This is a genomic window from Wolbachia pipientis, from assembly GCA_023052945.1.
GTDB lineage: Bacteria > Pseudomonadota > Alphaproteobacteria > Rickettsiales > Anaplasmataceae > Wolbachia.
Genome location: CP095495.1, coordinates 677975 through 700489 on the forward strand (window position 1 = coordinate 677975; position 22515 = coordinate 700489).

The window sequence follows — 22515 nt, forward strand, 5'->3', positions numbered from 1 at the left end:
TTTGATACCTCAGTAGCACAGCTATTTTCAGCTATATATTACACTACATTAGTTAAAATTGGAATTACTACCGTTACTTCTTTGTTGTTGACTTTGCTGCTCGTACATAGTTTCAAAATCTATAGGATCTAGCATTAGTGGGGGAAATCCACCACTGCTTGTAACTCTTGCAATTATTTCTCTTGCAAAAGGGAAAAGAAAAGTAGGGCCACCAATAAACAAAACTTGTCTTACCTCTTCCTCACTCAACTCTTTTAGATTTTCTATTGAAAAAATGCCACAGTATTTCGTTTCACAAATGAAAGCTACGCCATCTTTTATACCTTCATCTTTCACTGTTGCTTTAACTTCTATATGCAAAGTAATTTCATGGAAAGATTTTTCTTCATTCACTCCTTCTTTGTTTTCCATTCCTTCTAATTTCGCTGAATTGATATTAACCATTACATTAATATCGGGAGCTTTATTTGAAGAAAGGAATGGCGAATTCGGATTCTCAAACGATAGATCTTTAACATATTGACCGTGAATTCTCATTTTTTGTTGTGGCATTTCTTACGTCTCCTTTAATTGAGTTGAGATATTTAATACTTTCTTATATAATATATTCATTTACAAATGAATAGCAAACCTGATTATAAGTTGATATGAAAAACATATTTTCATTAATAATTAATAATGTTCAGATACTTTATATGCCAAGGAGTTGAGTTACTATGATAGAGCTTGTAATATATACTTTATTAGCGGCATTCATTTTTTCACGTTTGTATAATTCTTTAGGAAGGTCAACCAATCTTAACCTAAAAAAGCTAACTAATGTATTGGATGTAAGTCGAAGTAAAGAAGATGTAGTAGAAAACATTGAGAGTTATATTGATAGCAATGATGAAAATTCAATAAAAGTTACTTATGAACAAATATTAAAAAAAAACAAAGATTTTTCTATTTCCCACTTTATAGAAGGTTCAAGCATAGCTTTTGAATTAATAATAAAGTATTTCAATCAAGGAAATTTATCTCAGTTAAAACCACTTCTCGATAAAGACTTATATGATAATTTTGCAGAGAAGATTAAACATCGTAAAGAGGTGCACGAGTCTATAATTGTTTCTATCGTTTCACAAAAGATTTTAGAAATAAAGCTAGTAAAAAACACAGTGTTTATTGCAGTATATTTCCTTTCAGAGCAAATTAACTTCGTTAAGAACAATGAAGGAGATATCATATCAGGTAGTACATCCACCATTAATAAAGTTGAGGATGTATGGCAATTCAAAAAAAATGTTAATTCATCAGACCCAAGCTGGTTGCTTGTTTCTATTAACTATAAAAAGACAAATAACGATAAGACAAATGACAAGTAAGATTAGTTTTATTTAGAGTTAACCATGGAAAGCAAGCTACGCGAAATAGTACTTGACACTGAAACGACAGGTCTTGACACTGGATCTGGTCATCGAATTATTGAAATAGGGTGTGTGGAATTAATTAATCGTATTCCAACAGGTAAAGTATTCCATCGGTACCTTAACCCAGAAAGAGATATACCTTATCACTCGTTTAAGATTCACGGTATTAGTGAAGAATTTTTAGAAAATAAACCATTATTCTCAGATGTTGCACTTGAATTTCTTGATTTTATATCTAATGATATTTTGGTAATTCACAACGCTGAATTCGATGTTAAGTTCCTTAACATGGAGTTAAGCAAGCTGAATGCTGGGTTAATTTCCTCAGATAGAGTGCTAGATACATTACCTCTTGCGAGGAAAAAATTCGTAGGATCACCTGCTTCTTTGAATGCATTATGTAAGCGTTTTGATATATCGCTAGAGAATAGAGAATTGCACGGAGCACTAGTTGATGCTCAATTGCTTGCAAAGGTATATGTTGAACTTACAGGAGGGTTACAAACCTTTCTGTTTGATAATGAATGCAATCAGGACAGTAACTCTACATTCGTTCAGCATAAAGTGCGTAATCTAACTCCCAGAGAACATTCACCAAATAGTGAAGAAATTGATGAACATAAGAAACTGTTAGACAAAATTAACAATACACTTTGGAATAAATATATTGAATAGGTTAACCAATAAAGATACAATTTGATTTTACTGGGAGCATTCTAATGGTAAGGCTTATAAGATTGTTATCTAATGTGCTAGCAGCATTAGCAGTTGTTTTTTTAGGTTATTGTTATTTCACTAAAAAAGGCATATTTGCCCCACACAACGCAGAAGTTAAGATAGGCGGAGATTTTTCTTTAATTAATCAGGACGGACAGATCCTGCGCAGTAGTGATTTTAAAGATAAATACATGATGATTTTCTTTGGATTTTCCTCATGTAAAAGAATTTGTCCTATGAACCTTGGGATAATTTCAGAAACACTTGCAAAGTTAGATGAGAAAACTAACAACAAGCTACAAACATTCTTCATCACAGTTGATCCTGAGCGCGATAGCACTGAAAAACTCAAAGAATTTCAGCAGCAATTTGACCATAGAATACAAATGTTAACTGGTGAAAGAGAAAAAATAGACGAAGTAGTTGCGAAATATAAAGTATACGCAAGCAAAGTAGATGGAGAAGACGAAATCAACCATTCTTCGATAATATATCTTATTGGCCCTGGAGGAAAATATGTTACACACTTTGCAGCTGATTTAAATTCAGATGAAAGTCAATCGGATAAGATTTTGGCTGAGATAAGAAAATACGTAAACTGAAATTATAGATTTTTCTGTTAATTAGTCGAGCACGCAACTGCATGAGCATTATAATTTAATCTCCACCGGGAAGACGCATTGGAATGACACTATTTGCTGTCTTCAAAAATAAGCATTCGTAAAGTTGTGCTTTTAACATGGGTTATCAGTTTAAAAATGTTGCTAATCAGCATATATGAATGTAATATTAATTAACATTCATAAACGAAGCAATACCATGGAAAATAGTTACAATGCCGATGCAATAAAAATCTTAAGGGGTCTTGATGCTGTAAGGAAACGTCCAGGTATGTACATTGGTGACACTGACGATGGATCTGGCTTGCACCACATGGTATATGAGGTTGTTGATAACGCAATAGATGAATCTTTAGCTGGATATTGTGATAAAATTGAAGTTAGCATAAATAAAGATGGTTCAGTATCTGTAACTGATAATGGTCGTGGCATTCCAACTGACCTTCATGAAGAAGAAGGAATATCAGCAGCAGAGGTAATAATGACTCAACTCCATGCTGGTGGTAAATTTGACAGTAATACCTATAAAGTTTCTGGGGGATTACATGGTGTTGGAATCTCAGTTGTGAATGCATTATCAAGCCGGTTGGAATTAACTATTTGGCGCAATAAGAAAGAACACTTTATGCGCTTTGAAGATGGTGAGTCTATTGAACCTTTAAAGGTAGTCAACGAAAATACAAACAAAAGAGGAACTAAAGTCACGTTCATGCCATCAACAGAGACTTTTAATGGCATTAATTTCAGTTACTCAACGCTTGAAAGTCGTATAAGAGAATTAGCATTTTTAAATTCAAATATCGACATTACTTTACGTGATCTGCGCAATGAACCATATACAGAATCTCATTTCAATCAGAGCAATCAATCTAAAGACAATTTTGGTACAGCGAATTTTGTGCGGTACTTAGATAAGAATAAGACACATGTAACTAAAATTGCCAGTATGAAAGGAGATGCAGAAGATCTTGGCATCAGCTTGGAAATATCGATGGAATGGAATGATTCCTACTATGAACATATGTTATGCTTCACGAATAATATAAGGCAACGAGATGGTGGTACGCATTTGGCAGGATTTAGATCTGCACTAACTAGATGTATCAATAACTATGCAACTAATGAAGGGTTTTTAAAGAAAGCAAAAGTAAATTTAACTGGAGAGGATGTTAGAGAAGGCTTAACTTGTGTTTTATCTCTCAAGATGCCTGATCCTAAGTTTTCTTCACAAACAAAAGATAAACTAGTTAGTTCTGAAGCACGTGCAGTTGTGGAGAGCGTAGTTTCTGATAAATTAAGCACGATACTTGAAACTGATCCAAAATTGGCAGCAAGCATAGTAGAAAGAGTAATCAGGTCAGCAAAAGGAAGAGAAGCCGCAAGAAAAGCACGGGAGTTAGTTAAAAGCAAAAACAATATTGATATTGCAACTCTGCCAGGAAAGCTTGCTGATTGCCAGGAAAAAGCCCCTGAGTTATCGGAATTATTTATAGTAGAGGGTAATTCAGCAGGTGGTACTGCAAAGCAGGGGCGTAATCGTAAAACACAGGCAGTGCTTGCCTTAAGAGGAAAAATTCTAAACGTAGAACGTGTAAGTTTAGATCGTATTTTTTCATCTGCAGAAATAGGCTCTTTAATTACTGCAATTGGTGCTGGAATAGGGAGTGAACACTTCGATATTGAAAAAGCTAGATATCATAAAATTATCATCATGACAGATGCAGATGTTGATGGTTCACATATCAGAACTTTGATTCTAACTTTCTTTTTTAGACACATGCGTGAAGTTATTGAAAAAGGCTACTTATACATAGCACAGCCACCTCTCTATAAAGTTACAAAGAATGCTAAAGACACTTATATTAAAGATGACGAAACTTTTGAAGAGTATATAATAAACTCAGCAGTTAAAAGATTAACACTAAGTGGTACAGCTACAGAATTTAACAACTTGCGCCTTATTTTGAATAAATGCGTTAGCATTTCTAATATTAGCAAAAATTATGATAGAGAAATACCACAAAATCTCTTAGAATCATTGCTAATTTTAAGCAAAAAGAAAGCACTGTTATCTGCTAATGAAATATTAAAATATTTGAAGTTAATGTATAGCGAATACACTTGGGAAGTAGAAATGAAAGATGAAGAAAAAGAAATTCACATCTCTAAATTATTTCAAGGATTGGCAGACAAATATATATTTGCACTTAGTATGCTTGAAGGCAAAGATATGCAAAACATATTAAGTTTGCTTGATGGTATAAGTAATTTATTTAATGGTGATTCATTTTTAAAGTCACAAGAAACTGAAATAAGAATCACTTCTCCAAGTACGCTTGCAAAAATAATAATGGACTATGGTAAAAAGGGTTTAACTCTGCAGAGATTTAAAGGTCTTGGTGAAATGAATGCTGATCAGCTATGGGATACTACGTTAAATCCTGAGGCTAGAACTTTATTGAAGGTTGAAATAAAAGATTGTGAAGAAGCTGATTCCATATTTTCAATATTAATGGGTGATATAGTTGAACCACGCCGTGATTTTATTAATAGCAATGCGCTCAACGTGCATGATGTTGATATTTGAACTTTTAGCAAAATATACGAACGCTACGGGTTTAAGCAAAAGCTGTGTCATTCAAGTAGCTGACACTGGAACCTTATCGTCATGCCACCGCGGTATCTCTTAACATAGATTCCGCTAACAAGCAGCGGGATGACGAATTTGTCATTTTTCAAATTGTCGGTAAATCTGATTCACGCTAGCTACAAGTTTCGTTCTTCCCTTACAAATGACTTTACTGCGTCTTTTTTTCTGATTCAGAATTAGCAAGAAACGTTCTTGTAAGGTGGTCTACTAAAATTTTACTTTATAAAACAGTGTTTTAACTATGCAATTAATACATTATCAACACAACTGATTCATAAAAGCAAATATTATAACCACGAAGAGAGGAAATGTTATGTTTAGTGCAATAAGAAAGATCTTGAGAAAAAAAACGACTTATCAGGTAAATGATTCGAAATTGAAAGAAGACCTGCTGAAAAAGGTGATTGAAAAAATGATGTGAGAGAGGTAGAAGAAGAATAAGCAGATCAAGTAAGGAAAAAAAATGAGCTTTAGTTACTATAATATGAAAAAACACCCAAGAAACTTTCGTAATATAACAGGTTTAACTATAGAGGAGTTCGAAAAAGTAGTGGAAAAAGTGAGGTCTGGATGGGAAAAACAGAAAAAGTGTCATGGTAGAAGATCAAAACTACCAACTCTGGAAGATAAGTTGTTTTGCGTAATTTTGTACTATCGCACTTACATAACACATAGATTTTTAGGATGCCTATTCAATGTACACAACGCAAATGTATGTAGGTTACTTAAGAGAATAGAGCCATTACTCGCCAAAAAAGTGACTATAACAAAAGATAGAAGTATGACGCCAGAAAAAATACTGAAGATTTTGGCTGATGTTACAGAACAGCAAATACAGAGACCAGAAGATAGTAAAAAACGGAAGAAATCATATTCAGGAAAAAAAGAACCAACACTATGAAAACTGAGATTATTATCGAAGAAGGAGGAAGAATTTTATCAGTGTCAAAGTCATACCGTGGTAGAATTAGTGATTTCCGCATAAGGAAACAAGAAAAATATTTACCACTTGATAGCATAAAACATGCCGATTCTGGATATCAAGGTTGGCAAAAATTGCAAAGCAATGTTATAATTCCATATAAAAAGTATCGTAAAAAGCCATTAACTCCAGAGCATAATAGAAGATTAGCATCATTTAGAATGAGAGTAGAAAACAAGATCCGAGAGATAAAGATATTTAAGATTATGTCGAATGTTTATCGCAATTTTCAGAAAAAATATAACCTGAGGTTCAATATTATTGCTGGTATTGTAAATCTTAAGCACGCCTTTTAGTTAACCTTGATTTTAGTCACCCTCCTTTCCTTTTTTTTATCGCTTGATTCGCAGCAGGTCTTGAGAAAGATGAAAAAAGTATTTTAAAATTAGCATCAAAAATAAAAGGCAAAAAAAGTAGCACTGTTGAAAAACTAGAAAAAATATCTGAAGAGGAAAAACAAAGGATTCTTACTACGGAAGTAAGCAAACATCGGGATAAAGAACCAACTGTTACACCACTTGCTTATGCTATACTACGTAAAGATAGTATAGCTGTTGAGAAAATGTTAAGAGTAGCTAAAGAAACCGATATTCTGAAAGACATTCTTGACGCAACAACAATTATAAAATGTCTAGATGGTCAGGAAGAAATTTACACACCACTTACTTATGCCATATTATGTAAAAATAGCAAAGCTATTGAAGAAATTTTAAAAGCCTCTAAAGAAAACGATATTCTGAAAGATATTCTTGACACAACAATAACCATAAAACATCAAAATAATCAAGAAGTAACTGATAAAGTACTTGCCGTATTACATGATCGCAAAGTTATTCAAAAAATTTTAGACATAGCTAGAGAAAACGATATTCTGAAAGACATTCTTAACGCAACAATAACCATAAAATATCAAGATAGTGAAGAAAAAATCTACGCACCACTTACTTATACAATATCATGTCAAAGCAACGAAGTTTTCAATATAACAAGAGCTATAAATCAAGATGGTCAGGAAAAACCTCACATCCCATTTCCTAGCCTTGATAAAAGAGAAACTGAATTAAAATTAAGAGAAAAAAGACAAAAAAGACAAAGTAGAAGAGATGAGGGATTAAATTTTAACAATGGTAGTAGTGACAAAAATGTTGAAATAAAAGTTAATGGGGATATCTTGTTGCAGCATAGTAGTGGAATTGAAAATGAAATAAATCATACTGCTGTACGTAATGATGTAGGGGGGTAAAGCTTCCAATAGAAAGTAGAGTAAATGTTAAAGCACAGAATATAAATGCAATGATTGCAACTTCTGCGATACTTAAAACGATTGTAACTTCTGTGGTATTTAAGTTGATAGCTAGTGAAAGGGCATGTGTACTGTCAAAACCCACCACTAAATTGAAAGGAGTAGCTATAACATGTTTTCAAGATCTTACCTATATTTGTGAAGTTTAATTTGTATGTGCTAAACAAGATGCTGATTAGTTTTATAGCTAACCCAAGAAAGGTTTCCCTATGTCATACCGCCGCGGCGCTAACATGTAGCAACTGTTCTCCCTCGTCATACCATCACGGTATCTCTAGATCCCGCCAACACGCAACGGGATGACGATTGTCAGGGTGTCATGAAAGTAGCTGACACTGGTTCCTTTATGATGATGTCATCCCAGTGCTTGACACTGGGATCTAGTCTTTATTATGCAGCCACTTATTTAAAGTTAAGTTTTCTGGATCCCAGTGTCTGGGCACTGGGATGACACCTGTAGCCCTACGTCATACCGCCGCGGTATCTCCTTAGCATAGATCCCGCTAACACGTAGCGGGATGACAAGATTATCGTCATTCCGCCGCAGACCGTTATACCGCGATTCATTCGCGGTATCTCATCCGCTAACAAGTAGCGGGATACTTGACCTTTACAGGGATGACAGTTGTCGGTAGGCCTAAATTACTTTAGCTACAAACATTAAGAAATTTACCAAACGAAAAAAAAGGCAAAAGAAGCCCCGTTGGTGACTAGTTATTTATATGTACTTCAAAATATTGGCGTTTTTTATTCTAAACGCTACGATTCAGCCGCTTTTAAATGCAACTAACCTAAATTATAAACGTTAAGAAATTTACTGAGCGGAAAAAAAGGCAAAGAAACCCCAGGGTGGCTAGTATTCAAATTCTCCCTTGTCTATTTGACGTCTTTTACTGTCTTAAACGCTTTATAAGCGCGTTTCAGCTTATATAGGTAGAAACCTAGAAGTTTTATAAAGACATGAGGTGCACATAGTGCAAAAAATTAAGCATGATTTACGCCAAATACATTAAGTTTTTTTGTCATTAATCCACTGCAGAGATTGCGAAGATAAATAGCTTCACTTTCATGATAAGGGGGCTGGTGGAGTTTGTCAAGCAAGTTTTTTCGTTTCTACGTTGTCAGCTACCTGAATATTGATCATACGGTTTCCATCTGTTATATATAATCTTTTTGAATACGAAGAAAACTGATGAATGAGTATGATATTACGGTTATAGGTAGCGGTCCTGGTGGTTATATAGCAGCAATTAGGGCAGCACAGCTTGGGTTTAAAACTGCAATTGTAGAAAAAGAAAAAAATTTAGGCGGTATATGCTTAAATTGGGGATGTATACCAACAAAATCACTACTTAGAGCATCTGAGATTTATAGGCTAATAAAAAGATCAAAAGAGTTCGGTATAGAAGTAAAGGGAGCGAGTTTTGATATACAATCAATAGTGAAATACTCAAGAAACGTTGTTGATAAATTGTCAAGTGGTGTTGCATATTTGATGAAAAAAAATAACATCAAAGTTCATCAAGGCTTTGGTAAACTTGCAGGCAATAGTACTATAAAAGTTGCTGGCGATAAGGAAGAACAAGAAATTGTTTCCAAGCATATCATTTTAGCAACAGGAGTGAGGGCACGGAATCTGCCTGGAATAGAGGCAGATGGAGATTTAATATGGAATGCGCAGCATGCTATGATGCCGGGCAAATTACCAAAATCACTACTAATCATAGGATCTGGTGCAATTGGAATAGAGTTTGCAAGTTTTTATAGTACTTTGGGGGTTGATGTAACAATCATAGAGATAAAGAGCACTATTTTGCCGCTGGAGGATAAAGACATTTCAGATTTAGCACAAGAAATATTCACAAAACAGGGGATAAAAATATATACAAACAGTAGCGTAAAAGCTCTTACTAAAAGTAAAGACTCTGCTCAAGTGCTACTAAGTAGTGGTGAGAGCAAAGAATTTGATAGGGTGATTGTTGCGGTTGGAATTCAAGCAAATATTGAAAATATAGGTTTAGAAAATACAAAAATTAAATTAAGCCCTTCTGGCTTTATTGAAACGAATGAATGGTATGAAACTAGTGAATCAAATGTGTATGCAATAGGTGATGTAGCTGGCCCACCATGTTTAGCACATAAAGCGAGCCATGAAGCTGTGATCTGCGTTGAAAAGATTGCTGGTAAAAGTGCTCATGCGTTAAAAAAAGAATGCATACCAAATTGCACTTATTCTCATCCACAAATAGCGAGCATCGGCCTTACTGAGGAACAGGCAATAAAAGGTGGGTATGATGTAAAAATAGGAAAATTTCACTCTAACTTTAATGGTAAGTCTATTGCACTCAGTGAAACTGAAGGGTTAGTGAAAACAATTATAGACAAAAAGACAGGCGAACTTCTGGGTAGCCACATGATAGGTGCAGAAGTAACGGAGTTAATTAGCAATTTTGCTCTTGCAAAGCAACTAGAAGGAACAGACTTCGACATAAAATCTACGATTTTTCCTCATCCAACCATTTCAGAGATGATACACGAATCAGTGCTTGCTGCAGATGTTAAATAGTTGAACTAACGTTCCATTGTTTTAGAGTTGTCAATGTCTTGGGTAGCAGTTTGATTAGGCGCTTTAGTTTCAATAGATTGATTACCACCAGCATCAGAATTCTGTAACTCTTCTTTCAATCCCTTAGCTGCTTTTTTGACTTCAAGCTTTGCCTTTGGATGAAGATCTTCTGGGCCTTTTCCTTTAGTATCCAAATCTTGTTGTAGATTAGTGCTTTTCATTTTATTATGCTGCTCGTGCTCAGGTAGGTCAACAACCGAATTGAAAAGAATTTTTATTATATTTTTTAGCAGTTCTAAAAAACCTCCGCTTCTTCCTTTTCTTTGTTCTTGAGATTTATTTTTCTCATTAGGTTCTTTTTTACTATTACTTTTAGGCATTTTTAACTCAACTATCATAAAGCTTAATAAAATTCTACGTGCAAATTATTAAATAACAGTTAACAATCTAGATTTACAGATGGATATTATTTTAGCAACAGGTGGCACAGGTGGGCATATCTTTCCGGCCATAGCCTTAGCAAAAGCACTAAAGACACAAGGATACAATTGCATATTATTCACTGATAAAAAAACAAATAAAAATATCGACATAGAAAGCTATATTTTACCATTACGTAGACCAAGCGGCAACAAATTTAAGTTTTTCCTTTTATTAATGTATAGTTGTGTGCCAGCAATATATAAAATCAGAAAATTGAAGCCAAGATTAGTAATTGGTTTTGGTAGCTATGCTTCTTTTCCAACTCTTCTTGCAGCAAGGGTTCTTTCTATACCTATAATTTTACATGAACAAAATACAGTTTTAGGAAGAGTAAATAGATTCTTTTTCAAGAGTGCAAAATTAATTGCAACCAGCTTTCCGGAAACTAAATATGCAGAAAGTAATAAATGTATTTTTACAGGAAATTTTATTGATATAAAAGCACAGAGCCATTCTAGCACTGAGAAAGCCCTAAACATATTAGTCATAGCAGGTAGCCAAGGTGCAAATTTTTTTGATGATGTAGTAAGCAGCGTAATTTGTAATTTGCCTATTAAAATGAAAAAGAAAATTAGAGTGACGCAGCAATGTACGAAGAAAAATGTAAACAAGGTCAAGAGTCTATACAAAAGTGAAAAGATCGATTGTGAATTGAGTGAATTTTTTGATGATATGGAAAATAGATTGGCCAATGCTCACTTGGTAATTAGCAGAGCAGGAGCAACTTCAATAGCAGAGATCACTCTTGCTAGGCGCGCTGCTATATACATTCCCTACCCTGACTCAAAAGATAATCACCAATTTTATAACGCAAAATATATTGAAGATTCGGGAGCAGCTGTAATAGTTGAGCAGAATAGTGAAGCAAAAAAAAATCTAACAGAGGTACTATTTGATCTATTAAATAATTCTCAAAAATTGCGTGATATGACCAATAATACAAAAAAAACAGGGATAAAGAATGGGACTACTGAGTTTGTTAAGGTAATTGTTCACAGGTTTAGTTGAGGAGAGTAGACCGGCGGACCTTCCCCACCAGTCTCTCGCAGAACTGTGCATGAACCTCGCGACTCACACAGCTCCCATTATTCAGCCTTTTGTCCCAAACCTAATGTCCAGTGGTAGAAAGTGTCTGGTCCTTCTTTTCTCATTTTTCCTAGAAGTTGCCTTGCTAGTCCTCCACGAGTTTGAAGTTTCTTGTACTTTCTTCTTGCCCACTTTTCAAGTTGCCGCTCTATGTTCTTCAGAGGTTTGTATATCTCTGTCCTGTAAAACCTGCCATAGTACTGATACCAGCCTCTGACTATTGGATTTACTTTCTTTGATATCCCCTCCAGAGTTGTAGATGTTTGTCTGTGTATTTTCCATGACCTTATGGTTTGACTAATCTTCTTCTTGGCCTTATTACTAATTGCAGGTATGAATGAAAGAAAATAATTCCCTACTTTACTGTTCTTCGCTAGTCTAGGTCTGAATGTAAAACCTAGAAAATCATAACTTTGTATAGTATACTCATCTTTCCTTCTGTTATCCTTACAATACACTATTTGTGTCTTTTCCGGATGTAGCTTTAGCTTATACTTGGCCTGTCTTTCTTCAATTACGTCTCGCATAAAATCCGCTTGCTTCTTAGTTCTGCAGTGCACTATCGCATCATCTACATATCTCTCAAATGGTATTGTCGGGTGCTTTTGTCTCATCCACTCATCAAATACATGATGCATAAATATGTTTGAGATCATCGGACTTATTGAACCTCCTTGTGGAACTCCTTTATCCCTAACTACCTTACTGCCATCTGCTTGCTGAATTGGAGCTTTCATCCATCTTTCAGCATACAGTATGACCCATTTGCAGTCTGTGTGCTTTTTGATAGCTTGCAATGCTAACTCGTGGTCCAAATTGTCGAAAAATCCAGATATATCAAGATCTATTGACCAATTGTACCTCCAGCATCTTTTACGCGCAGTATCTACCGCATCCAGTGCAGATTTATTTGGTCTATAACCATATGAATCATCATGGAATTTTGGTTCTACTAGCGGCTCCAGATACATAGCAGCAGCCGTTTGCCCTATCCTGTCAAATACTGAAGGAACACCTAAGATTGCTTTGTCCTCCTCCTGTATCTTTAGGTATTGCAACAGCTTTTATAGCTTCTGGAAAATAACTTCCGGATGACATCCTATTCCATAGTTTGTACAGATTATCTTTTAGATTTTCTTCAAACTTTGTTATCGAAACCTCATCCACACCAGCAGCACCTTTATTTTTCGATACTTGTTTATAAGCTCTCCAAATAAGTTGCTTTGATATATCAAAAGACTTTGTTTTACTCATTAACTCCTCCCTTTCGGTTGATAAATAATTAAAACTAAATAACTCAGCCCCTTCTCTCCATTTCCATTACAGAAACTTCTTCACTACTACGAGCTGATCCGCCCCTGTTTTTCGCATCGGTACTCTCATCCTTAGAGTTTAGCTCCTTGGATTTCTCCCTTATCATCGAAACGACAGGTTCCCGTAGTTCCACACAATAGCCTGAAATAGATTCATGCCACCTTTATGCCAGACGCCATCTATCCAGTAAACAAGCTCCCGATAGATTTATCCCAGGTTACAGACAACCCCCTGGTTTTGACGTCATTTAAAAGGTTTCGACACTTCATCAGTGGTTCACTTTCGTTCATCTCTCCATTCCTTACATGACATATAATTATGCCTTTTCCATAACGCTCACTACCTTGGCTCTTTACCAAAGCAGCTTATGGTTGTTTGAAGCCTGCTCTTGTAAACCGGCTCCGAGGGGCCCACCCTCATCTACTGCGCAGCTTTTGCACTTAGTTTGCCCTTTTATGAACATCCTTTGTGTCTCTACGGCACACTGTCTGCTTGCTTTTTCTTCAAACACATCCCAAAGGTCTTTTTCTAGTGATATATTATATAATTTATTGATATAAACTACTCCCGTGGGTGAAGTTGTGTTAATTTCGAGCAGGAAGTCATCTATAATATCAATACCAACAAATATTAGCCCCCTTTTCTTTAATTCAGGACCAATTTTGTTACATATTTCATTGTCTCTATCGTTCATTTGAGCGGGCTCAAAACTTGCTCCAAGTCGCATGTTTGTTCTGATCTCTCCACTGATTTTTGGAACTCTTTTCATTACTCCAATTGGTTGACCATAAAGTAGCAACATTCTTTTATCTTTATCTATGTTTTTACAAAATGATTGTGCAATCACAGGGCATTCGTATTTTGCTGTCATGAGATCCACTACTACTTGAATACTATTCTCATCTCGTATTCTTATTACATCATTTCCGCCATAGCTATACAATGGCTTCAGAATAATATCTTGATAGTTGTAGTAGAAATCTCTAATCATCGATATATTTTCAGTGATCAAAGTCGGCGGAATTAGCTCTGGAAATAATGAAGTTATCAATTTTTCAGGACAATTTCTTATTTCTGTTGGATTGTTAATTACCAATGCGCTGGTTTTTTCTAAGATATAGGTTGTTGTAATGTAGCGCATATCAAAGGGCGGATCCTGCCTGATAAATATGATGTCCATTTCATTCAAGTTGATTGCTACATCCTCTTTAGAGATAAAACTAAAATCATCAATGCTGACTTTCTGAGCAAGAGCAATTGGATGGTTTAGCTTTAGTGCTAAATTGTTAGGAGCATAGACAAAAACTTCATGCCCCCTCCTTTGTGCTTCCTTTATTAGCACGAATGTAGTGTCAGTTTCAAAATTTATATTTTCATCCATCTGAAAGGCAACTTTCATTTATGTTCTCCACCTATTGTCACAACTGTACAAATGTTATAATTTGAAGGCGATTTTTGCCTAATGGCGTAATTTACTGTACTTATATCGTACATAACTTACAACTTGTTTTACTCCCTTTACTTTTCTTGCAATTGATATTACAGCTTTTAATTCCGCTTTATTTTGGGCTATACCCATCAAATAAACAACTCTATCAACCGTATTAACGCTATAATTAATTGATTTAATATTTCTTTTCCCCAGAAGTCTTGTTCTTATTTCCGCTGTTATCATGCCATCTACAGTAGTGTCTAGCATGGAAGCCATTTGAATTGGTATTACTCTTATTTCATTTATCACTTCTTTAATTTCTTTTTGCTGCCAAGCTATTTTTTCTGCTGTAAGTTGTTTTTCAGGAGTGTCAACACTTCCAATGAGCAATACTCTTCCTTCACTTACTTTAACTTTTATGGATGAGAATAGCCCATGTTTTAAGAGCCCCTTATTAATTCTGATGACCATAGTCGTATCATCAATGATATTTCCCAAGGATTTGTCCTGCATTGTTATTGCTGTCGCTGTAGCCACCACACCACCTATTATAAGGGTTGTGCAACCACTTTGTGTAATCAAAAAAATTGCAAGTAAGAAACTTGTTATTAATCTCATTATTGATTTTCAGGATTTAGAGTTTTCATTAAGAAATGTTAATAAGCTTTTTTGATTGTGTAAATACTATAAATTAAGTAAGACTTTAAACCTTGAATATTTTTAATGGAATACCTATAATATGATACTAAAAATTTCTTGCGGATATGGCGGAATTGGTAGACGTGCCAGGTTTAGGTCCTGGTGAGCTTGCTCGTGGGGGTTCAAGTCCCTCTATCCGCACTTTAAAGTCATGTAACTTAGGTTTTAAGGGAAAATTTATAATCACTAAATACACTTTTGTTTGTATAAAAACCTGTTCTTAAGGATTGTGTTTAACCTAAATTCTGGTAAAATGACTCTATTAAGATATGGATTAAAATGTTAATAAATGAATTATGATGTCTAATAATATACCTCAAAATACAGTCGAAGTAAGTAGCGTATATACCTACAAAGAGCTTAGTATAGATAAACTAAAGTATGAGTATGAAATCACAGTTGGTAGTGATTATATAAAACAAAAGGTAAATTCCAGGTTGCAAGAGATAGCAGAAAATGCAAAATCACCTGGATTTAGGGCTGGAAAGATGCCCTATGACCTTGTTGTTGCAAATTATAAAAACGAAGCTTTGGAATATGCGATAAATAATACAATTGATTATTGCTCAAGTGATTTGATGAAAAAAATTGAAGTCAAGTCTCACATTTATCCTAAGGTTGATGTTATATTATTACCAGATCTGGGCAAAGAAAATGAGGAGGGCAATTTTGTATACAAGCTATCTTTTGAGTCGATGCCTGAAGTACCGATGATAGATCTTGACAAAATAAACTTAAAGAAAATTGAAGCAAAAATTGAAGAGGAAGATATAAAAGAATTTATTGATTCTATTAAAACAAAGTTCCCCAATTTCGCCTCTGTTGATGATGCTTCTTATCAAGCGAAAGATGGGGATAAATTGATAATTGATTTTGAAGGGCGGATTAGGAATAAGCTCTTTCAGGGTGGAAGTAGCAAAAATTTTGCCGTTAATTTAGGGTCTGGCACATTTATTAATGGTTTTGAAGATCAATTAACTGGTATGAAAAAGGGAGAAACAAAGGACTTTAAGTTGAAATTTCCTGAAAATTACCAAGCCATTCCCCTTGCAGGACAGGAAGCTGATTTTTCTGTGCGAGTTAATGAGATTCAAATTGCCAAAGATTTTGAAAATGATGATGAAATAGCTAAGAGTATTGGTTTTAAAGATTATTCTTTGCTAATAAGTCATGCAAAAAAAATGATTGGTGATCAGTGCACCGAAATGAGAAATCTCTTAATTAAAAAGGAGCTATTTGATTATTTGGATGCTAATTATAGTTTTGATTTACCCACAGGCATAGTAAAACAGGAGCAACAAAGAATGGAAGGAGAACTGGGTGCTCAAAATGATTCTTGTAAAGAAGCTGAAAAACGTGTAAAGCTTGCTATGTTATTTATGAAATTTAGTGCAGAAAATAAAATATCATTAACTCAAAATGATGTTTTGAATGTTATTGTAAATCAATATGTCAGTAAGGATGTACCGTTTGACAGAGTACTTAAGCATCTTGAATCAAATAAACAATTTCAAGAATTAGTTAGAGGGCAAGCGCTTGAGTATAAAGTGACAGATTATATAATAGAAAAAGTTAGTAAAGAAGAGCAGATTATTTCTGTGAAAGAATTAAAGGAATTGTTTGGTAATATTTAATAGGAAAAGGTATGACTCTTATACCAATTGTAGTTGAACAAACTAGTCGCGGTGAGCGCGCTTATGACATATATTCAAGACTAGTGAAAGAAAGAATAATTTTCGTAACAGGTCCTATTGAGGACAACATGGCCAGTGTAATAGTAGCACAGCTTTTATTTTTAGAATCAGAAAATCCCGATAAAGACATTTGTATGTATATTAACTCACCAGGTGGTGTTGTAACTGCTGGTTTGTCGATCTACGATACAATGCAGTATATAAATCCAGACGTTTCAACCTTGTGTATAGGTCAAGCTGCATCTATGGGTTCTTTATTGCTTGCAGCTGGTGCGAAAGGTAAGCGCTACTCTCTACCTCATTCAAGAATTATGATACATCAGCCATCAGGTGGTTATCATGGTCAAGCAACTGATATAGAAATACATGCTAATGAAATTTTGCGAGTTAAGAAAAAACTAAATCAAATTTATGAAAAACATACTGGAAATTCACTGAAGAAAATTGAAGGAATGATGGAAAGAGATAAATTCATGGATCCTGAAGAAGCAAGGAAAATTGGCTTAATTGACAGGGTGATAGCTGAGCGTACAGATATTGAAATTGAAAATATTAAAGTTAAACAAAAAGGTGGTTTAATGGATAACAATAATGATTTACACTACTGTTCTTTTTGCAACAAGGCGCAAGATGAAGTAGATAAATTGATTACTAACTCCTCGGATGGTTTAAAGGTGTTTATTTGTAATGAGTGCATAGAATTATCCCATAAAGCAATAAGTCAAAAGAAAGATAGATCTTTTAATCCAGATCGTATATCTGATATGAAGCTATTACTAAAGAAACCTGAGGATATAAAAAATTTTCTCAGCAAGCATGTTGTAGGTCAAGAACACGCGCAACACGTTTTATCTGTAGCTATGTATAACCATTGTCAGTCCATGGTACAATTTCATGCCATAAGTGATATTGAAATCGAGAAGTCAAATATAATGCTTATTGGTCCCACTGGTTCTGGTAAGACTTTGCTAGCCAAAACACTTGCTAAAGTTTCAGATGTGCCATTTGCTATGGCTGATGCGACAACTTTAACTGAGGCAGGTTATGTGGGTGATGATGTAGAAAGCGTGTTGTCGCGTTTATTACAAGCTGCAAATTATGACGTTGCAAAAGCACAGTGTGGTATAGTGTTTATAGATGAAATAGACAAGATTACAAGAAAATCTGAAAGCACTTCAATAACCCGTGACGTTTCAGGTGAAGGGGTCCAGCAAGCTCTGCTTAAGATTATGGAGGGTACAGTTGCTTATGTTCCGCCACAAGGAGGGCGAAAACACCCACAACAAGAGTTTATACAAGTGGATACTAGTAACATACTATTTATTTGTGGAGGAGCTTTTGAAGGCCTCGATAAGATTATTGAAGCGAGAAAAAAGGGAACGTCAGTTGGCTTTGGAGCAGATATAAGTCAGTCTAAAGAGCAAAAGAAAAAGAATGCTTTACATGATGTTCAACCTGAAGATTTAATCAAATTCGGTTTAATACCCGAATTTGTAGGGCGGGTTCCAATAACTGCTGTTTTAGATGAGTTGGATCATGAAGATTTAATACATGTGTTGACAGAGCCAAGGAATGCACTAATAAAACAGTACAAAGCGTTGCTTGCATTTAGCAAAGTAAACCTTGAGTTTTCAGATGAAGCAGTATCAGCTATTGCTAAAAAGGCTATAAGCTATAAAACAGGTGCAAGAATGTTACGTGCTATCTTGGAGTCACTTTTGCTTGACGTTATGTATACAGCTGGAAACGGAGATTTTGAAGGTAGCACTATAGTAATCACTAAGAAAATGGTAGAATTAGGAAAAGCAACGGTTAATCATAATAATAATGGCAATGTTATAACGGTTAATGATTAATTTGAGGCATATATTATGAACATTGAACGTGCTGTGAGCTCTAGTTTTACTGCATTGCCAGTATTACCTTTAAGAGATGTAGTAATTTTTCCAAATATAATGGTGCCTTTATTCATAGGTAGAGAAAAATCTGTTAATGCACTAGAATATGCAACAAGTAGTAGTAGTCACCAAAATGAGATTTTTCTTGTAGCACAGAAAGATGGCTCTGTTGATAATCCGGAGCCAGAAGATCTTTATGAAGTAGGTGTGTTAGCAAACATTATACAACCATTAATAAAATTGCCTGACAATGCAGTAAAAGTTATAATCCGGGGGATAAGAAGGGGAAAAGTTGTAGAATATATTAGCTCTCATGCTTTATTACAAGCCAGAGTAGAGTTAGACAATCATTATAAGGAAGATGAAGACAATATTGATTTAGAAGCTTTAAGGCGATCTGTTATAGGCGCGTTCGATAGCTGGTGTAAGCTAAACAAGAAAAATCAGCCTGAAGTTGCCATTAACCCCATTGATCAAATCAAAGAAGTTGGTCAACTTGTAGATACGGTAGCTTCACATTTAAATATAAAAGTATCGGATAAACAAAGCATACTTGAGGCTTATGACCCAAAAGAGCGTTTAAAAAAAGCTTTTGCTTTTATTGAGAGAGAAATAAGTATTTTGAACGCACAAAACTGTTTATATAAGACAATTAAATCGCAAGTTGAAAGCACTCAGAAAGTTTACTACCTTAACGAGCAATTGAAAGCTATACAGAAAGAATTAGGCGAATTTGAGAATGGTGATGAAGGGAATATACTCAATGAATTTGAAAAAAAGATAAATGAAACAAAGCTTTCTCAGGAAGCAAGAGAGAAAGCTATAACTGATTTGAAGAGATACAAGAAAATGAATCCCATTTCTCCTGAAGCTGCAGTTATATCTAGTTACTTGCATTGGTTACTTGATTTGCCGTGGGGAAAGTACAAAGATGCAAAAATTAACTTAAATGCAGCTAAAAAAATCTTAGATGAAAATCATTATGGCATAGAGAAAGTAAAAGATAGAATAATAGAATTTTTAGCAGTATTAAAAAGAGTAAAAGAGATAAAAGGTCCTATACTTTGCTTGGTTGGACCGCCAGGTGTTGGTAAAACTTCTTTAGCTAAGTCTATGGCAGGAGCAGTAGGAAGAGATTTTGTTCGCATAGCTCTTGGTGGTGTGCGTGACGAGTCCGAGATACGAGGGCATAGGAAAACTTATATTGGCTCAATGCCTGGTAAAATTATTCAACATATGAAAAAAGCTAATTCATGCAACCCGCTTTTTCTGCTTGATGAAATAGATAAGATGGGTTCTGATTCGCGTGGCGATCCTGCATCTGCATTACTTGAGGTTTTAGATACTGAGCACAATAAACACTTTACGGATCATTACTTGGAAGTTGAGTTTGATCTTTCAAGTGTAATGTTTGTAGCTACGGCAAACAGCTTAAATTTGCCACATCCTTTGCGTGATAGGATGGAAATTATACAATTGTCCGGGTATACTGAAGATGAAAAAATCAGTATTGCTACACACCACCTTATTCCGAAGTTAAAGAAGGAGCATGGTTTGCATCAGAAGGAGTGGAGCATAACTAATGAGGCGCTATATGAATTGATACGTTTATATACACGTGAGAGTGGTGTGCGGAGTATGGAAAGGGAGCTTGCAAAGCTCATGAGAAAGGCCGTTAAAGAAATATTGACTGATAAAAATAAGAAAATATCCGTAGGGGTTGACAATTTACAAGATTATTTAGGGGTACGTAAATATACCTTTGGTATTGCAGAAAATGAGAGTTTAGTGGGAGTAGTAACTGGGCTTGCCTATACTGAAACAGGTGGTGATATTTTGATGATAGAATCAGTACTAATTCCAGGCAAGGGAGAAATAAAATACACAGGAAAGCTTGGAGAGGTTATGCAAGAATCTATAAAAGCTGCGTATAGTTATATTCGATCAAATTGCTTATTTTTTGGTATAAAGCCCGAAAAATTCCAAAATAATGATATACATTTGCATGTACCTGAGGGTGCTGTACCAAAAGATGGCCCTTCTGCTGGCGGCGCGGTATGTACGTCTATTGTTTCTCTTATGACAAATATACCAGTTAACAAAAATGTTGCTATGACAGGCGAAGTGACATTGCGTGGTAGAGTTTTAGCTATTGGGGGCTTGAGAGAAAAATTGCTTGCAGCACTCAGAGGATCAATCAAAACTGTGATTATACCAAGTGAAAATGAGAAAGATATGCAAGAGATTCCTGCAAGCATCAAAGAGGGGATCAATGTAGTTTTTGCTAAGAATATTGATGAAGTTATGAAAGTTGCTTTAATGCACCCTACTACTCCAATTGATGGTGATGATAATCAAAATAGTGTGCCTTCCTCTATAGGAAGTAAAGATGATACTTTTCCTATGTCGGAAACATTGAAGCATTAGATTAAAAAAATATTATCAATCTCCATTTCTCTTTTATCCGGCAAAAATCCACCAACTTGTGCATCCCACAGAGTTTTATACATTCCATTTTTATCAAGAAGTTCCTGATGCGTGCCATCTTCTACAATCTTGCCCTGGTCAAACACTAAAATATGATCCATATGTAAAAGTGTAGACAAGCGATGGGCTATTACTATTGTAGTTTTGCCTTGCATCAACTCCCATAGAGACTTTTGAATATCACTTTCAGTCACAGAATCAAGTTGTGAAGTTGCTTCATCTAGAATTAATATAGGGGCATCTTTTAAAATAGCTCTGGCAATTGCGATGCGTTGCCTTTGTCCTCCTGAAAGTTTTACACCTCTTTCGCCAACGAGTGACTCATAACCCTGGGGTAATTTTGAAATAAATTTATGGGCATGCGCACGTTTGGCAGCCTCTACCACTTCATTATCACTAGCATCTGCTTTGCCGTAGCGAATATTTTCCATCAGAGTCCTATGAAAAAGCGATGGATCTTGTGGAATCATTCCAATACTTTTGTGTAGAGAATCCTGGCTTACATTACGAATATCTTGTCCATCAATTAAAATTTTTCCAGATTTTATGTCATAAAGCCTAAGAATCAGGTTTACAAATGTTGATTTACCACCACCAGAATAACCAACAAGTCCTACTTTTTGACCAGGTTTAATTATTATGGATTTGTTTTCAAATATTGGTTCTGCATCTTTATAATGAAAATGAACTTTATCAAAACTAATTTCCCCCTTTTTAACGACCAGATCTGCTGCATTTGGCTGATCTTGGATTTCAGGGATTGAAGTAATTGTTCTCAAAGCTTGAGTAATCCTTCCCCATGACTTAGAGAATTGTGAGAAATCTTTAGCTATCATCCAAAGAAAATTAGCTATTGCTATATTAACAGTAAGAACAAAAGCAAAATCTCCAGCAGTAATTGACCCTTGCCCTCTTCCTTTAATTAGGAAATATAAATTAAGTGTTTGCATGATTAGAAATAAGAAGCCATAGAAAGTAAAAATCCACGTATACAGCCACTGAAGTCTTTGCTCTGCTTTAACAGCTTCGCTATGAGTAGCTCGCAAAGATAATCTTTCTTGGTATTTGCTGGCAAATAACCTTACAGACATGATATTTGAGAAGACATCTACCATTTTACCAGTAATGCTTGAGCCAAGCTCTGACCATGCATCTGCAAGACGCGTTACCTT

At 35.1% G+C, this 22515-nt stretch carries 18 protein-coding genes, 1 tRNA gene and 2 pseudogenes; 13 read left to right on the plus strand and 8 right to left on the minus strand.

Annotated features, from left to right (window positions below):
* Positions 1-48 precede the first annotated feature (48 nt).
* Positions 49-552, minus strand: a complete 504-nt coding sequence (gene secB, locus MWH06_03265; protein UPA55623.1) for a protein-export chaperone SecB — start codon at positions 550-552, stop codon at positions 49-51.
* Between the two features lie 164 nt (positions 553-716).
* Between secB and MWH06_03270 the strand changes: the two genes are divergently transcribed.
* From MWH06_03270 to MWH06_03295, 6 genes and pseudogenes are all read left to right on the plus strand, one after another.
* On the plus strand, positions 717-1367 hold the full coding sequence (locus MWH06_03270) for a Tim44/TimA family putative adaptor protein (protein UPA55624.1): 651 nt from the start codon (positions 717-719) through the stop codon (positions 1365-1367).
* Positions 1368-1391: 24 nt separating this feature from the next.
* A complete protein-coding gene (dnaQ, locus tag MWH06_03275) occupies positions 1392-2087 on the plus strand; it encodes a DNA polymerase III subunit epsilon (GenBank protein ID UPA55625.1) in 696 nt (231 codons plus the stop codon).
* Positions 2088-2131: 44 nt separating this feature from the next.
* Positions 2132-2731 (plus strand): SCO family protein, encoded by a 600-nt coding sequence (locus MWH06_03280; GenBank protein UPA55626.1) that lies wholly within the window; start codon positions 2132-2134, stop codon positions 2729-2731.
* Between the two features lie 217 nt (positions 2732-2948).
* On the plus strand, positions 2949-5336 hold the full coding sequence (gyrB, locus tag MWH06_03285) for a DNA topoisomerase (ATP-hydrolyzing) subunit B (GenBank protein UPA55627.1): 2388 nt from the start codon (positions 2949-2951) through the stop codon (positions 5334-5336).
* Between the two features lie 526 nt (positions 5337-5862).
* Positions 5863-6677, plus strand: a pseudogene (locus MWH06_03290) (transposase).
* Between the two features lie 266 nt (positions 6678-6943).
* On the plus strand, positions 6944-7624 hold the full coding sequence (locus MWH06_03295; GenBank protein ID UPA55628.1) for a hypothetical protein: 681 nt from the start codon (positions 6944-6946) through the stop codon (positions 7622-7624).
* 440 nt (positions 7625-8064) lie between these two features.
* Here MWH06_03295 and MWH06_03300 read toward each other — a convergent pair whose 3' ends face one another.
* Positions 8065-8127, minus strand: coding sequence for a hypothetical protein (locus tag MWH06_03300; protein UPA55738.1), 63 nt, complete (start codon positions 8125-8127; stop codon positions 8065-8067).
* A 749-nt stretch (positions 8128-8876) separates the two neighbouring features.
* Here MWH06_03300 and lpdA point away from each other — a divergent pair.
* The gene (lpdA, locus tag MWH06_03305; GenBank protein UPA55629.1) at positions 8877-10250 is read left to right on the plus strand and encodes a dihydrolipoyl dehydrogenase; all 1374 of its coding nucleotides are present in this window, start codon (positions 8877-8879) and stop codon (positions 10248-10250) included.
* Positions 10251-10255: 5 nt separating this feature from the next.
* Here lpdA and MWH06_03310 read toward each other — a convergent pair whose 3' ends face one another.
* Complete coding sequence (locus MWH06_03310) at positions 10256-10648, minus strand: hypothetical protein (GenBank protein ID UPA55630.1); 393 nt, start codon at positions 10646-10648, stop codon at positions 10256-10258.
* Positions 10649-10709: 61 nt separating this feature from the next.
* Here MWH06_03310 and murG point away from each other — a divergent pair, with 61 nt between their 5' ends.
* Positions 10710-11741, plus strand: a complete 1032-nt coding sequence (gene murG, locus MWH06_03315; protein ID UPA55631.1) for an undecaprenyldiphospho-muramoylpentapeptide beta-N-acetylglucosaminyltransferase — start codon at positions 10710-10712, stop codon at positions 11739-11741.
* Positions 11742-11818: 77 nt separating this feature from the next.
* On the opposite strand, the gene ltrA is transcribed toward murG, so the two are convergent.
* The 4 genes from ltrA to MWH06_03335 all read right to left on the minus strand — a co-directional run bounded on the left by ltrA (position 11819) and on the right by MWH06_03335 (position 15183).
* Positions 11819-12877: a group II intron reverse transcriptase/maturase gene (gene ltrA / locus MWH06_03320; protein ID UPA55632.1), complete on the minus strand. Its 1059-nt coding sequence runs from the start codon at positions 12875-12877 to the stop codon at positions 11819-11821.
* On the minus strand, positions 12816-13073 hold the full coding sequence (locus tag MWH06_03325) for a hypothetical protein (GenBank protein UPA55633.1): 258 nt from the start codon (positions 13071-13073) through the stop codon (positions 12816-12818). Before MWH06_03325 ends, ltrA begins: the two co-directional genes overlap by 62 nt.
* A gap of 412 nt (positions 13074-13485) precedes the next feature.
* Positions 13486-14532, minus strand: coding sequence for a glutathione synthase (gene gshB, locus MWH06_03330; protein UPA55634.1), 1047 nt, complete (start codon positions 14530-14532; stop codon positions 13486-13488).
* Positions 14533-14592: 60 nt separating this feature from the next.
* Entirely contained in the window at positions 14593-15183 is a 591-nt protein-coding gene (locus MWH06_03335; GenBank protein UPA55635.1) for a BON domain-containing protein, read from the minus strand.
* Positions 15184-15323: 140 nt separating this feature from the next.
* On the opposite strand from MWH06_03335, the gene MWH06_03340 reads away from it, so the two are divergent.
* The 5 genes and pseudogenes from MWH06_03340 (at position 15324) to lon (ending at position 21283) form a co-directional block, all read left to right on the plus strand.
* A tRNA-Leu gene (locus MWH06_03340) sits at positions 15324-15405 on the plus strand.
* A gap of 158 nt (positions 15406-15563) precedes the next feature.
* Positions 15564-16898, plus strand: a complete 1335-nt coding sequence (gene tig / locus MWH06_03345; GenBank protein UPA55636.1) for a trigger factor — start codon at positions 15564-15566, stop codon at positions 16896-16898.
* An 11-nt stretch (positions 16899-16909) separates the two neighbouring features.
* Positions 16910-17527 (plus strand): annotated as a pseudogene (gene clpP / locus MWH06_03350) (ATP-dependent Clp endopeptidase proteolytic subunit ClpP).
* A gap of 9 nt (positions 17528-17536) precedes the next feature.
* Positions 17537-18814 carry an ATP-dependent Clp protease ATP-binding subunit ClpX gene (gene clpX, locus MWH06_03355; protein ID UPA55739.1) on the plus strand — a complete coding sequence of 426 codons (1278 nt, stop codon included), beginning with the start codon at positions 17537-17539 and terminating at the stop codon, positions 18812-18814.
* A gap of 15 nt (positions 18815-18829) precedes the next feature.
* A complete protein-coding gene (gene lon / locus MWH06_03360; protein UPA55637.1) occupies positions 18830-21283 on the plus strand; it encodes an endopeptidase La in 2454 nt (817 codons plus the stop codon).
* Here lon and MWH06_03365 read toward each other — a convergent pair.
* Complete coding sequence (locus MWH06_03365; protein UPA55638.1) at positions 21280-22458, minus strand: ABC transporter ATP-binding protein/permease; 1179 nt, start codon at positions 22456-22458, stop codon at positions 21280-21282. The genes lon and MWH06_03365 overlap by 4 nt on opposite strands.
* Between the last annotated feature and the right edge of the window lie 57 nt (positions 22459-22515).

Coding starts and splice junctions, on each gene's coding strand:
- secB (UPA55623.1), bottom strand. CDS start 552: ATGCCACAACAAAAAATGAGAATTCACGGTCAATATGTTAAAGATCTA.
- MWH06_03270 (UPA55624.1), top strand. CDS start 717: ATGATAGAGCTTGTAATATATACTTTATTAGCGGCATTCATTTTTTCA.
- dnaQ (UPA55625.1), top strand. CDS start 1,392: ATGGAAAGCAAGCTACGCGAAATAGTACTTGACACTGAAACGACAGGT.
- MWH06_03280 (UPA55626.1), top strand. CDS start 2,132: ATGGTAAGGCTTATAAGATTGTTATCTAATGTGCTAGCAGCATTAGCA.
- gyrB (UPA55627.1), top strand. CDS start 2,949: ATGGAAAATAGTTACAATGCCGATGCAATAAAAATCTTAAGGGGTCTT.
- MWH06_03295 (UPA55628.1), top strand. CDS start 6,944: ATGTTAAGAGTAGCTAAAGAAACCGATATTCTGAAAGACATTCTTGAC.
- lpdA (UPA55629.1), top strand. CDS start 8,877: ATGAATGAGTATGATATTACGGTTATAGGTAGCGGTCCTGGTGGTTAT.
- MWH06_03310 (UPA55630.1), bottom strand. CDS start 10,648: ATGATAGTTGAGTTAAAAATGCCTAAAAGTAATAGTAAAAAAGAACCT.
- murG (UPA55631.1), top strand. CDS start 10,710: ATGGATATTATTTTAGCAACAGGTGGCACAGGTGGGCATATCTTTCCG.
- MWH06_03325 (UPA55633.1), bottom strand. CDS start 13,073: ATGAGTAAAACAAAGTCTTTTGATATATCAAAGCAACTTATTTGGAGA.
- gshB (UPA55634.1), bottom strand. CDS start 14,532: ATGAAAGTTGCCTTTCAGATGGATGAAAATATAAATTTTGAAACTGAC.
- MWH06_03335 (UPA55635.1), bottom strand. CDS start 15,183: ATGAGATTAATAACAAGTTTCTTACTTGCAATTTTTTTGATTACACAA.
- tig (UPA55636.1), top strand. CDS start 15,564: ATGTCTAATAATATACCTCAAAATACAGTCGAAGTAAGTAGCGTATAT.
- clpX (UPA55739.1), top strand. CDS start 17,537: ATGGATAACAATAATGATTTACACTACTGTTCTTTTTGCAACAAGGCG.
- lon (UPA55637.1), top strand. CDS start 18,830: ATGAACATTGAACGTGCTGTGAGCTCTAGTTTTACTGCATTGCCAGTA.
- MWH06_03365 (UPA55638.1), bottom strand. CDS start 22,458: ATGGTAGATGTCTTCTCAAATATCATGTCTGTAAGGTTATTTGCCAGC.